The sequence below is a fragment of the Bacillus cereus group sp. BfR-BA-01360 genome, from assembly GCF_022663595.1.
GTDB lineage: Bacteria > Bacillota > Bacilli > Bacillales > Bacillaceae_G > Bacillus_A > Bacillus_A cytotoxicus.
This window is the reverse complement of the sequence record NZ_JAKUFV010000001.1, coordinates 1-12,831: the sequence shown is the minus strand read 5'-3', so window position 1 is coordinate 12,831 and position 12,831 is coordinate 1. Positions and strand designations below refer to the sequence as shown.

Below are 12,831 nucleotides of genomic sequence, written 5' to 3'. Positions count from 1 at the left end.
GATAGACATTTGTCTATCCATTTTTTCAATAGAAAGTTTGTTTTACATACTCGTGTAAGTAGACAAGCATAGTAAAAAATATCTACTTAATTTTCGCAAGAAGATAAGAATGAGGTGAACATATGGAAGGTGTAGTATTATTACATAAACCAAAAGGAATGACTTCACATGATTGTGTATTTAAGTTACGAAAAATATTACGTGAAAAGCGAATTGGTCACACAGGTACATTAGATCCAGATGTAACAGGAGTGTTACCGATTTGTGTGGGACGTGCTACAAAGATTGCACAATTTTTGACGAGTGAAACAAAAACTTATGAGGGTGAAGTTACATTAGGATTTTCAACTACCACTGAAGATGCTTCTGGTGAAGTAGTTGAAAAACAAGATGTAAATCGCACCATTACACGCAAGGAAATTGAAGCGGTACTAGCAGAATTGACAGGTACGCTTGAACAAGTGCCACCTATGTATTCGGCTGTAAAGGTGAATGGGAAAAAATTATATGAGTATGCGAGAGCGGGGCAAGAAGTGAAGCGCCCAGTTCGCATCATTACAATTCATGAGTTTACACTACTGGACGACCGTGAAACATTTGAAGGTGCAAATATTTCATTCCGCTTCCGTGTTACATGTAGCAAAGGAACGTATGTGAGAACATTAGCAGTTATGATCGGGGAAAAATTAGGATTCCCGGCACATATGTCTGATCTTGTTAGAACAGCTTCAGGAGAATTTCAGCTACATGACTGCGTATCATTTGAAGAAATTGAGGAAAACATGCAAAATGGAACAGTAGAGTCTGTTTTTATTTCAATTGATGAAGCGTTAAGCAAGTTTCCAAAAATAGTGGTAGACGAAAAACAAGCAGAAAAAATAAAAAACGGTATGTTTTTAAAAAATGAAATACAAGCGGAAACTCCATTTATTACAGTATTTGATCGTAATAATCATTGTTTAGCGATTTATGAACATCACCCAAAACGTCCAGGCATGTTAAAGCCAATGAAAGTACTTGTGAATAATCAAGAATTAAAGCTATAATGAAGTATTAGAAGGATTATTACAGAAAAAGGTGAACGCAAGCGTGAAACTCATTCATTTAACTCATCGCCATGATTTAAATAAACTAGAATTACCACCTACTGTAATGGCATTAGGATATTTTGATGGCATTCATTTAGGACATCAACGTGTAATTCAAACGGCAAAAAAAATAGCGGATGAAAAAGGATGGAAAAGTGCGGTCATGACATTTCATCCACACCCATCTGTTGTATTAGGGAAAAAAGAAGCACATGTGGCATATATTACACCGCCAAGTTTGAAAGAAAAGGTAATTGCAGATTTAGGTATTGACCTACTATATGTGGTGAAATTCGATGAAGCATTCGCTGGATTATTACCACAGCAGTTTGTTGATGAATATGTTATTGGGCTAAATGTTAAGCATGTAGTAGCAGGATTTGATTATTCATATGGACGCTTGGGGAAAGGTACGATGGAGACTTTGCCATTTCATGCGAGAGGGGAGTTTACACAAACCGTGATTGAAAAAGTTGAATTTCAAGAAGAAAAAGTAAGTTCTACAGCGTTACGAAAATTAATTCGTAATGGAGAAATGGAACAAATTCCATCTATTTTAGGTAGACTTTATACAGTGGAAGGAAAAGTGGTTCACGGTGATAAACGTGGGCGTCAAATTGGTTTTCCAACTGCCAATGTTGCTTTAAATGGTGATTATTTATTGCCGCCTGTTGGAGTATATGCAGTGCGATTAAAGGTTCATGATAAGTGGCATGATGGTGTATGTAACATTGGATATAAACCGACTTTTAAAGAAAATGAGCGCCAGCTATCTATTGAAGTACATGTATTCCAATTTAATGAAGATATTTATGATCAGACTGTTACTGTTGAATGGCATATGCGTATTCGGGAAGAAAAGAAATTTAATGGTATCGATGAATTAGTTGCACAAATTGCTGAAGATAAAAATACAGCGCAAGAATATTTTAAGACGAAAAAGAATGTGCTTGCTTTTTCCAATGAAAAGTAGTATTCTATGTTATGTACTTTATGACAACCATTGCTTGGCATAGCGACTCACCGACGCATGCTAGGGAATTGGGGGTTTACTTATTTAGGAGGTGAAATAGGATGGCTTTAACACAAGAGCGTAAAAATGAAATCATTGCACAATTTAGAACTCATGAGACTGATACTGGTTCTCCAGAGGTTCAAATTGCTGTCCTAACAGAGCAAATTAACACTCTAAACGAGCACTTACGTACTCACAAGAAAGATCATCATTCACGCCGTGGTCTATTAAAGATGGTTGGTAAACGTCGTAACTTACTTACTTACCTTCGTAATAGCGATATCACACGTTACCGTGAATTAATCACAAAGCTTGGCTTACGTCGATAGTCAAAAAAGCGGGAATCTTCCCGCTTTTTTGTTAGGTAAAAAATATATCTTCTACTCTTTATAGCTTACTTAATTTTCGGTAATACTAAAGGGAGAATATTTTGATATATAATCCATTTACATAGAAGAAGTGAATATTTTAAATTGAGAGGGGTACTTAAATGAGTCAAGAAAAGCAAGTCTTCTCGATAGATTTAGCTGGTCGCCAGCTAACAATTGAAACAGGTCAGCTTGCAAAACAAGCGAATGGAGCAGTATTAGTAAGGTATGGCGATACAGCAGTTCTATCTACAGCAACTGCATCAAAAGAGGCAAAGGATGTAGATTTCTTCCCGCTTACAGTAAACTATGAAGAGCGTTTATATGCTGTCGGAAAAATCCCAGGTGGTTTTATTAAGCGTGAAGGACGTCCAAGTGAAAAAGCAATTTTAGCAAGTCGTTTAATTGACCGACCAATTCGTCCGCTTTTCGCAGATGGTTTCCGTAATGAAGTGCAAGTTGTCAGCATTGTAATGAGTGTTGATCAAGATTGTTCTTCTGAGATGGCAGCTATGCTTGGTTCTTCATTGGCATTATCTATTTCAGATATTCCATTTGAAGGTCCAATTGCGGGGGCAACAGTAGGTCGTATTGACGGTGAATTTATTATTAACCCAACGGTAGAACAACAAGAGAAAAGTGATATTCACCTTGTTGTAGCGGGTACTAAAGACGCGATTAACATGGTAGAAGCAGGAGCTGATCAAGTACCTGAAGAAACAATGTTAGAAGCAATTATGTTCGGTCATGAAGAGATTAAACGTTTAATTGCTTTCCAAGAAGAAATTGTACAAGCTGTCGGAAAAGAAAAAATGGAAGTAAAACTGTATGAAGTGGATGCTGAACTGGAAAAAGCTGTACGTGAAATGGCAGAAAAAGATATGCATACTGCAATTCAAGTACATGAAAAGCATGCGCGTGAAGATGCAATTAACGAAGTAAAACAACGTGTCATTGCTCATTATGAAGAGCAAGAAGTTGAGGCGGAAGTATTAGGACAAGTAAGTGAGATTTTATACAAAATTGTCAAAGAAGAAGTACGTCGTCTTATTACCGTTGAAAAAATTCGCCCAGATGGACGTAAGAGTGATGAAATTCGTCCTTTAGCGTCAGAGGTTGGCATTTTACCTCGTACGCACGGTTCTGGTCTATTTACACGTGGACAAACACAAGCATTAAGTATTTGTACGTTAGGTGCATTAGGAGATGTGCAAATTTTAGATGGTCTTGGTGTAGAAGAATCGAAACGTTTTATGCATCATTACAATTTCCCTTCTTTCAGTGTTGGTGAAACAAGACCGATGCGTGGGCCAGGTCGCCGTGAAATCGGTCATGGAGCATTAGGAGAACGTGCTCTTGAACCTGTAATTCCATCTGAAAAAGATTTCCCATACACAGTGCGTCTTGTATCTGAAGTTTTGGAATCCAATGGTTCTACTTCACAAGCAAGTATTTGCGGTAGTACGTTAGCAATGATGGATGCGGGTGTACCACTTAAAGCGCCAGTTGCTGGTATCGCAATGGGACTTGTGAAATCTGGTGAACATTATACAATTTTAACGGATATTCAAGGCATGGAAGACCATTTAGGTGATATGGACTTTAAAGTAGCAGGTACAGCAAAAGGTGTAACTGCTCTACAAATGGACATTAAAATCGATGGCCTTTCTCGTGAAATCTTAGAAGAAGCATTACAACAGGCTAAGGTTGGACGCATGCACATTCTAGATCATATGTTATCTGTTATCGCTGAACCTCGTAAAGAGCTATCTGAATATGCTCCGAAAATTATTACGATGACAATCAATCCGGATAAAATCCGTGATGTTATTGGACCAAGCGGTAAACAAATTAACAAAATTATTGAAGAAACAGGCGTGAAGATTGATATTGAACAAGACGGTACAGTCTTTATTTCTTCAATTGATCAACAAATGAATGAGAAAGCGAAGAAAATCATCGAAGATATCGTTCGCGAAGTACAAGTAGGAGAAATCTACTTAGGAAAAGTAAAACGGATTGAAAAATTCGGTGCATTCGTAGAATTATTCAGCGGTAAAGATGGTCTTGTTCATATTTCTGAACTGGCTCTTGAGCGTGTAGGTAAAGTGGAAGACGTTGTAAAAATCGGTGATGAAATTTCAGTGAAAGTAATCGAGATTGATAAACAAGGTCGTGTAAACTTATCTAGAAAAGTATTGCTAAAAGAAGAGCAAGAAAAAGAGGTAGCAAAAGAAGAAGCGACACAAGAATAAAAATGAGGAAAAAAGCCAGATTTCTGGCTTTTTTTGTTATATAAAAAGATATACATAATATAGATTTTTATATGTAGCAAGGTATAGTTTTTATAATAACGCTCAAATTAACAAAGATAAGAAGAGAATATATGGCTCTTTTTGCATAGTTAATGGGAGGGTTTATATGAAAACTCGTATAGTTATATATTTAGCGACATTCTTATTTTGCATTGGACTATTTTCACACTCAGTGTTTGCCAATGATGAGTTGTATGCCGAAATTCAAAAGCAAGCCAAACAACATTTTATTGCTCCGCAAAATGCAGTGATTGATAAGGTTTGGAAAGCGACACCAGGATATAATGGCAAAGAAGTTGATGTAGAAGCATCCTATAAGAATATGAAGAAATCGCAAAAGTTTAATGAAAAACAACTCGTATTTCGAGAAATCTCACCTACTATTCATTTAGAAGACTTAGCTCCTGCTCCTATTTATCGCGGTCATCCACAGAAAAAAATGATTGGATTAACGATAAATGTAGCTTGGGGAAATGAATATGTACCGCGCATATTAGAAACGTTGAAAAAGCACAATGTGAAGGCAACTTTCTTTTTGGAAGGACGCTGGGTGAAAGAGAATGTAAGGTTTGCGAAAATGATTGTAGATGAAAAGCAAGAGATAGGAAATCATTCGTATACGCATCCAGATATGAAAACGTTGTCCGCACATCAAATAAAAGAACAATTACAAAAAACAAATCAAATTATTGAGGCAACGACCAACCAAAAAATTCGATGGTTTGCACCCCCAAGCGGAAGTTTCCGCGATGAAGTTGTAAAGGTGGCTGATGATTTAAAGATGGGAACGATTATGTGGACAGTTGATACGATTGATTGGCAACGACCCGAGCCAGATGTACTTTTGCAAAGAGTGATGCGAAAAATACATCCAGGTGCTATCGTGTTAATGCATCCTACATCTTCGACAGCAGAAGCACTTGATTCGATGATTAGCCAAATGAAAAACAAGGGATATAAGATTGGAAATATTTCAGAATTAATGGATGAAAAACGGATTGATTAAATACATTTGCATGACATTCATGTGCAAACTTGTTATCATTAAATAATAGCGATTATTTAGAGAAACTGGCATTAGGAGGAAGTTTTTTTGATTAAAAAATATACTTGTAAGAATGGTGTAAGAATTGTTATGGAGAATATACCTACTGTGCGTTCAGTTGCAATTGGGATATGGATCCATGCAGGTTCTAGAAATGAAAATGCGAAAAATAATGGGATTTCACACTTTTTGGAGCACATGTTCTTTAAAGGTACAAAGACACGTAGTGCGAAAGAGATTGCGGAATCATTTGACAGTATCGGCGGTCAAGTAAATGCATTTACATCCAAAGAATACACATGCTATTATGCAAAAGTGCTTGATGAGCACGCAAAATATGCGCTTGATGTGTTAGCGGATATGTTTTTTAACTCAACATTTGATGAGGCTGAATTGAAAAAAGAGAAGAAGGTTGTATTTGAAGAAATTAAAATGTACGAAGATACACCAGATGATATTGTACATGACATATTAACGAAAGCAACATACGAAACGCATCCACTTGGATATCCAATTTTGGGAACGGAAGAAACGCTTGAAACATTTACAGGAGACACGTTGCGACAATACATTAAAGATCATTACACACCTGAAAATGTTGTTGTATCAATTGCTGGAAATATTGATGAAACGTTTGTACAAACGGTAGAACAATACTTTGGTAATTATGAGGGAACAACAAATCGTGAGCAAGTACATAGCCCAATTTTCCATTTCAATAAAGTCGCTCGCAAGAAAGAAACAGAACAAGCGCATTTATGTTTAGGATTTAAAGGATTACAAATGGGGCATGACGATATTTATAACTTGATTGTGCTCAATAATATTTTAGGTGGTAGCATGAGCAGTCGCTTATTCCAAGAAGTACGGGAACAACGCGGTCTAGCATACTCTGTATTCTCATATCATTCTTCTTACGAAGATACGGGAATGCTAACTATTTATGGTGGTACAGGAAGTCAACAATTAGATACATTGTATGACACAATACAAGAAACATTAGACACATTGAAAAATACAGGTATTACAGAAAAAGAACTTGTGAATAGTAAAGAGCAGCTAAAAGGGAATTTAATGTTAAGTTTAGAGAGTACGAATAGTCGTATGAGTCGCAATGGTAAAAATGAATTGCTTCTAAGAAAACATCGCTCTCTTGATGAAATTATCGAAAGCATTAACAACGTGACAAAACCAAATGTTGATGCATTGATTCGTGATATATTTACAAATGAATTTTCAGCAGCACTAATTAGTCCAAATGGTGAGTTACCAAAAAGTATGAAATAAGCAAAAAAAACTGTATCTCGTGAATGCGAGATACAGTTTTTTTGTTTTCGGCAATCAAATTTCTGTTATTTTTTGTACATATATAGAATAGGGTACTTATTATAGAACGTTATCTTGCCAAAAATGAAGGAGGAGAAAATGGTGCGGTTAAGTGAATTAAGCGGAAAAGAAATTGTCGACTTAGAACGAGCGGAGAAGATGGGAGTATTAGGGCATGCGGATTTAGAAATTAATGAGAAAGATGGAAAGATTCAAGCTCTCATTATTCCTGTTGGAAAGTGGGGCGGTTTTAAAAGGGAGCAACAGGAAGTTAGAGTAGAATGGAGCAGAATTAAGAAGGTAGGCCACGATATGATTATATTTGATTTAGCAAATCATCCGAAATCAAAGTAAAAGATAGCCAATTTGGTTATCTTTTTTTATTTCTTCACAATTTAGTAGAAAGATGATGGAAGTTTAGCGATAAAGTGAAATTTTAAACAGTGGGGGCTTCACCCAACTGATTACGAACCCTCACCAATCGGGCTGTTATTGTCTTAAACCAGCGGGATAAAAGTAAGGGATTGCAGATGCACTGTAGAGACTATTCATGCACGCTTTCTGTTTTTCAATCACCTCTAACTCGTACGGTACATATGATGTGGAGAAAAAAGAAAAAATAGGCGTTTTTCTTATAAATGAAAGAAAAAGAAGGTGAATTAGAGAATGTTGACTGAGATGCACATTGCTGTCATAGGAGGAGATGCAAGACAGCTAGAGGTAATTCGCAAGTTGGTCGAACTTGATGCGAAACTTTCATTGATAGGATTTGATCAATTAGATCATGGCTTCACTGGGGCAGCAAAAGAGACTATGCAAGATCTAGATTTCACTTCTTTAGATGCGATTATTTTACCGGTAGCAGGAACCAATGCAAAAGGAGAAGTTGATACGATCTTTTCTAATGAAAAAGTTTCAATCACTAAGGAACAAGTTGAAAAAACACCAGAAAACTTTACTATATATTCAGGAATTGGTACGCCGTACTTGGAAAATCTTGTAGCTACTACCAATCGAAAGCTTGTAAAATTATTTGATCGTGATGATGTGGCTATTTATAATTCTATTCCAACCGTAGAAGGTACCTTAATGATGGTTATTCAGCATACAGATTATACGATTCACGGATCGAATGTTATGGTTTTAGGATTTGGTCGAACGGGAATGAGTGTCGCAAGAGCGTTTCAATCATTAGGAGCACATGTCAAAGTTGGCGCAAGACGTTCAGAACATATCGCTCGTATTACAGAAATGCAGTTTTCTCCTTTTTATATGCAAGATATTGGCAAGGAAGTAAAGAATGTTGACATTGTCATTAATACAGTTCCGCATCTTGTTGTAACAGCTAATGTGATTTCCCGTATGCCAGCACATACATTAATTATTGATTTAGCGTCTAAGCCAGGCGGAACGGATTTTCGTTATGCAGAGAAACGAGGTGTGAAGGCATTATTAGCACCTGGTCTTCCGGGAATTGTTGCTCCAAAAACAGCTGGGCAAATTTTGGCGAATGTTCTTTCTCAGTTATTAAAAGCAGATATGATAGCCAGAGAGGAGAATGAAAAATGAACTTGAAAGGAAAACGAATTGGCTTTGGATTCACAGGCTCCCATTGTACGTATGAAGAAGTGATGCCACATTTAGAAAAGTTAGTTGCAGAAGGAGCCGAAGTAAGACCGGTTGTTTCTTATACTGTGCAATCAACTAATACTAGATTTGGTGAAGGAGCAGAGTGGATTGATAAAATTGAAGAAATAACAGGACATAAAGTAATCAATACAATTGTTGGAGCGGAACCACTTGGTCCGAAGATTCCACTAGACTGTATGGTAATCGCTCCTTTAACAGGAAACTCAATGAGTAAATTTGCAAATGCGATGACAGATTCACCAGTCTTAATGGCAGCGAAAGCTACTCTTAGAAATGGAAAGCCTGTTGTATTAGCTGTATCTACAAATGATGCTCTTGGATTAAATGGTGTCAACCTTATGCGCCTAATGGCAACAAAAAACATATACTTCGTACCATTTGGGCAAGATGCGCCGGAGAAAAAACCAAACTCAATGGTAGCTCGGATGGAATTGCTTGAAAATACAGTACTAGAAGCGTTAGAAGGGAAACAATTGCAGCCAGTTGTTGTAGAAAAATTCAGATATATGAATTGAAAGGCGAAAAAAAACAGACAATTTTTTCGGAAACCATCATTCTTATTGCAGAATATGATAAAATTAACGTTATTAAGATTAGAAGGAGATTCTGCTCCTTCTAATTCTAAGTATAGAAGGATTGGTATCTAGAAAGGGGCATAGTGATGGAAAAGCAAAGAACTTTTCATGTCGCTGTAGTTGGAGCAACCGGCGCAGTTGGTGAACAAATGTTAAATACTTTAGAGAAACGAAATTTTCCAATCGGAAAGTTAACGTTACTTTCATCGAAACGATCTGCAGGTAAGAAGCTTGTATTTAAAGGAGAAGAATTCATAGTTCAAGAAGCAACTCCTGAAAGTTTCGAGGGAGTGGATATTGCATTATTTAGTGCTGGTGGATCCGTATCGAAACAACTCGCGCCAGAAGCAGCAAAACGTGGTGCGATTGTTGTTGATAATACAAGTGCATTCCGTATGGCAGAAAATGTGCCGCTTGTTGTACCAGAAGTAAATGAAAATGACTTAAAAGAACATAATGGTATTATTGCAAATCCAAACTGTTCTACAATTCAGATGGTAGTTGCTCTTGAGCCGATTCGTCAGCAGTTTGGATTAAAACGAGTAATTGTTTCCACATACCAAGCTGTATCTGGAGCGGGTGCTGCTGCGATTCAAGAACTTCATGAACAATCACAAGCGATTTTAAATGGTGAAGAAGTAAAAGCAAATGTTTTACCTGTATCAGGTGATAAAAAACATTTCCAAATTGCTTTTAATGCGATTCCACAAATCGACAAGTTTGAAGATAATGGATTTACATTTGAAGAAATGAAAATGATTAATGAAACGAAAAAAATCATGCATATGCCTGAGTTAGAAGTTGCTGCAACATGTGTCCGTTTACCTGTTGTATCAGGTCATTCTGAGTCTGTTTATATCGAAGTAGATCAAGAAGGTGTAACAGTAGAAGACTTGAAGAACCTACTTGCAAGTGCAGAAGGTGTAGTATTACAAGATGATCCAGCAGAACAGCTATATCCAATGCCATCTACTGCAGTTGGTAAAAACGAAGTATTCGTTGGACGTATTCGTAAAGATTTAAATAACGAAAAAGGATTCCATCTTTGGGTCGTATCTGATAACTTATTAAAAGGCGCCGCATGGAACTCTGTTCAAATTGCAGAACGATTAATCAAATTACAATTAGTGTAAACGGCTAAGAGAAGGTGCAAAGATGAAAATTATTGTTCAAAAATTCGGTGGGACATCAGTACGTGATGAAAATGGACGTAAGCATGCACTTCACCATATTAAAAAATCATTAGATGCTGGCTATAAAGTAGTTACGGTTGTATCAGCAATGGGACGAAAAGGCGAGCCATATGCGACAGATACATTATTAAGTCTTGTGAATCAAGAGAAATGCAGTATTTCAAAACGTGAGCAAGATTTATTGTTATCATGTGGAGAATTAATCTCAGCTGTCGTCTTCTCAAATATGCTAAATGAAAATGGAATAAAAGCAGCGGCGCTAAATGGTGCGCAAGCTGGTTTTGTAACGAATGACGACTTTACGAATGCAAAGATTATTGAAATGAATTGCGATCGTATATATGAAGAGTTACAAAATGTAGATGTTATTGTCGTTACAGGATTTCAAGGTCAAACGAAAGCTGGAGATACGACAACGCTTGGACGTGGAGGCAGTGATACATCCGCTTCCGCATTAGGTGTTGCACTTCATGCGGAATATATAGATATATTTACAGATGTAGAAGGGGTAATGACGGCAGATCCACGTATTGTAAAAGATGCACGTCATCTTCAAACTGTAACATACAATGAAATTTGTAACATGGCATATCAAGGGGCAAAAGTTGTTCATCCGCGCGCCGTTGAAATTGCGATGCATGCGAAAGTGCCGCTTCGCGTACGTTCTACGTACTCTGATAGCGAAGGTACGCTTATTGCAGCATATGATGGTGCTACGAAAGGGCGCGATGTAGAGGAACGTCCTGTTACAGGAATTGCTCACGTATCGAATGTGACACAAATTAAAGTGCTTGCGAAAGATGGAGCATATGATTTACAGCAACAAGTTTTTAAAGAGATGGCGAGTGAAGGGATTAGTGTTGATTTAATTAATATTTCCCCAACAGGTGTGGCGTATACAGTGAGCGATCATGTCTCAGGTCGTGCGATTGAATTATTAAGAACACTTGGATATGAACCAATTGTAACGGAACATTGTGCAAAAGTATCCATTGTTGGAGCTGGAATGGCTGGCATTCCAGGGGTTACTGCCAAAATTGTTACTGCATTAGCAGAAAAAGGTATTCAAATTTTACAATCTGCAGATAGCCATACGACGATTTGGGTGCTTGTAAAAGAGACAGATTTAGTAGAGGCTGTAAATGCATTACATAGTGCATTTGAGCTTTCTAAAGAAAAGCAACTGGAACAATAAGGAGTGAGACCATGATAGATTTTGGGACAATTGCAACTGCGATGGTAACGCCGTTTGATAAAAACGGAAATATCGATTTTGCAAAGACAACGAAATTGGTAAATTATTTAATAGATAACGGTACAACTACAATCGTGGTAGGAGGAACAACTGGAGAGTCACCTACATTATCATCAGAAGAAAAAGTAGCGTTATATCGCCATGTCGTATCTGTTGTCGATAAAAGGGTGCCCGTAATCGCTGGAACAGGTAGCAATAATACACATGCTTCTATTGAGCTAACAAAAAAAGCGACAGAAGTTGGTGTCGATGCAGTGATGTTAGTGGCGCCGTATTATAATAAACCAAGTCAAGAAGGAATGTATCAGCACTTTAAAGCGATTGCTGAGAGTACTGAACTTCCGATTATGCTATATAATGTTCCGGGACGATCTATTGTTCAAATTTCTGTTGATACAGTTGTTCGTTTATCAAAAATTCCAAACATCGTTGCAATTAAAGATGCGGGCGGCGATGTATTAACAATGACAGAAATCATTGAAAAAACAGCGGACGATTTTGCTGTATACAGCGGTGATGACGGGTTAACGTTACCAGCTATGGCAGTTGGGGCGAAAGGTATTGTATCTGTTGCTTCTCATGTGATTGGAAAGGAAATGCAAGAAATGATTTCAGCATTCCAATCAGGAGATTTTAAGAAGGCACAAACATTGCATCAATTACTTCTAAGAGTAACAAATGCATTATTTATGGCACCGAGTCCAACACCAGTAAAAACAGCGTTACAAATGGTTGGATTAGATGTAGGATCTGTACGTTTACCGCTTCTTCCACTAACAGAAGAAGAACGAGTAACTTTACAAGAAGTGATACAATCAATCCCGCGTTAATAAAAAATGACCTAGTTTTCAGGAGGCCACTGAAAAACTTACGTTTTTCGGTTTATAAACCGGATACAAAACAAGAAAGACGACTTTTCATTCAATTTTGAATGAAAAGTCGTCTTTCTCTTTATTCTTTTTTACTTTGTTTCTTTCATCAAGGTTAGGATTCGTTTTAAA

At 37.2% G+C, this 12,831-nt stretch carries 12 protein-coding genes; all 12 read left to right on the top strand.

The window, feature by feature from the left end; genetic code table 11:
* Window positions 1-122 precede the first annotated feature (122 nt).
* Complete coding sequence (gene truB / locus MR056_RS00060) at window positions 123-1,046, top strand: tRNA pseudouridine(55) synthase TruB (protein ID WP_048722032.1); 924 nt, start codon at window positions 123-125, stop codon at window positions 1,044-1,046.
* Window positions 1,047-1,089: 43 nt separating this feature from the next.
* Window positions 1,090-2,061: a bifunctional riboflavin kinase/FAD synthetase gene (ribF, locus tag MR056_RS00055; protein WP_012094901.1), complete on the top strand. Its 972-nt coding sequence runs from the start codon at window positions 1,090-1,092 to the stop codon at window positions 2,059-2,061.
* A 101-nt stretch (window positions 2,062-2,162) separates the two neighbouring features.
* On the top strand, window positions 2,163-2,432 hold the full coding sequence (gene rpsO, locus MR056_RS00050) for a 30S ribosomal protein S15 (RefSeq protein WP_001229392.1): 270 nt from the start codon (window positions 2,163-2,165) through the stop codon (window positions 2,430-2,432).
* Between the two features lie 161 nt (window positions 2,433-2,593).
* Window positions 2,594-4,726 (top strand): polyribonucleotide nucleotidyltransferase, encoded by a 2,133-nt coding sequence (gene pnp, locus MR056_RS00045; protein WP_012094900.1) that lies wholly within the window; start codon window positions 2,594-2,596, stop codon window positions 4,724-4,726.
* A 166-nt stretch (window positions 4,727-4,892) separates the two neighbouring features.
* On the top strand, window positions 4,893-5,792 hold the full coding sequence (locus MR056_RS00040; protein ID WP_012094899.1) for a polysaccharide deacetylase family protein: 900 nt from the start codon (window positions 4,893-4,895) through the stop codon (window positions 5,790-5,792).
* A gap of 87 nt (window positions 5,793-5,879) precedes the next feature.
* Complete coding sequence (locus tag MR056_RS00035) at window positions 5,880-7,118, top strand: M16 family metallopeptidase (RefSeq protein WP_048722041.1); 1,239 nt, start codon at window positions 5,880-5,882, stop codon at window positions 7,116-7,118.
* 141 nt (window positions 7,119-7,259) lie between these two features.
* On the top strand, window positions 7,260-7,511 hold the full coding sequence (locus MR056_RS00030) for a YlmC/YmxH family sporulation protein (protein ID WP_041810486.1): 252 nt from the start codon (window positions 7,260-7,262) through the stop codon (window positions 7,509-7,511).
* A 312-nt stretch (window positions 7,512-7,823) separates the two neighbouring features.
* A complete protein-coding gene (gene dpaA, locus MR056_RS00025) occupies window positions 7,824-8,726 on the top strand; it encodes a dipicolinic acid synthetase subunit A (RefSeq protein ID WP_048722043.1) in 903 nt (300 codons plus the stop codon).
* Entirely contained in the window at window positions 8,723-9,322 is a 600-nt protein-coding gene (locus MR056_RS00020) for a dipicolinate synthase subunit B (RefSeq protein WP_012094895.1), read from the top strand. The genes dpaA and MR056_RS00020 overlap by 4 nt, the downstream gene beginning before the upstream one ends.
* 146 nt (window positions 9,323-9,468) lie before the next feature.
* Window positions 9,469-10,515, top strand: coding sequence for an aspartate-semialdehyde dehydrogenase (asd, locus tag MR056_RS00015; RefSeq protein ID WP_048722045.1), 1,047 nt, complete (start codon window positions 9,469-9,471; stop codon window positions 10,513-10,515).
* A gap of 22 nt (window positions 10,516-10,537) precedes the next feature.
* On the top strand, window positions 10,538-11,770 hold the full coding sequence (gene dapG / locus MR056_RS00010; RefSeq protein ID WP_012094893.1) for an aspartate kinase: 1,233 nt from the start codon (window positions 10,538-10,540) through the stop codon (window positions 11,768-11,770).
* 11 nt (window positions 11,771-11,781) lie between these two features.
* The gene (gene dapA, locus MR056_RS00005) at window positions 11,782-12,660 is read left to right on the top strand and encodes a 4-hydroxy-tetrahydrodipicolinate synthase (protein ID WP_012094891.1); all 879 of its coding nucleotides are present in this window, start codon (window positions 11,782-11,784) and stop codon (window positions 12,658-12,660) included.
* Window positions 12,661-12,831: the final 171 nt, after the last annotated feature.

Excerpts from the sequence above, each read along its gene's own strand:
- dapG (WP_012094893.1), top strand. The coding sequence starts at position 10,538 with ATGAAAATTATTGTTCAAAAATTCGGTGGGACATCAGTACGTGATGAA.
- MR056_RS00040 (WP_012094899.1), top strand. The coding sequence starts at position 4,893 with ATGAAAACTCGTATAGTTATATATTTAGCGACATTCTTATTTTGCATT.
- pnp (WP_012094900.1), top strand. The coding sequence starts at position 2,594 with ATGAGTCAAGAAAAGCAAGTCTTCTCGATAGATTTAGCTGGTCGCCAG.
- rpsO (WP_001229392.1), top strand. The coding sequence starts at position 2,163 with ATGGCTTTAACACAAGAGCGTAAAAATGAAATCATTGCACAATTTAGA.
- truB (WP_048722032.1), top strand. The coding sequence starts at position 123 with ATGGAAGGTGTAGTATTATTACATAAACCAAAAGGAATGACTTCACAT.
- dpaA (WP_048722043.1), top strand. The coding sequence starts at position 7,824 with ATGTTGACTGAGATGCACATTGCTGTCATAGGAGGAGATGCAAGACAG.
- asd (WP_048722045.1), top strand. The coding sequence starts at position 9,469 with ATGGAAAAGCAAAGAACTTTTCATGTCGCTGTAGTTGGAGCAACCGGC.
- MR056_RS00020 (WP_012094895.1), top strand. The coding sequence starts at position 8,723 with ATGAACTTGAAAGGAAAACGAATTGGCTTTGGATTCACAGGCTCCCAT.
- dapA (WP_012094891.1), top strand. The coding sequence starts at position 11,782 with ATGATAGATTTTGGGACAATTGCAACTGCGATGGTAACGCCGTTTGAT.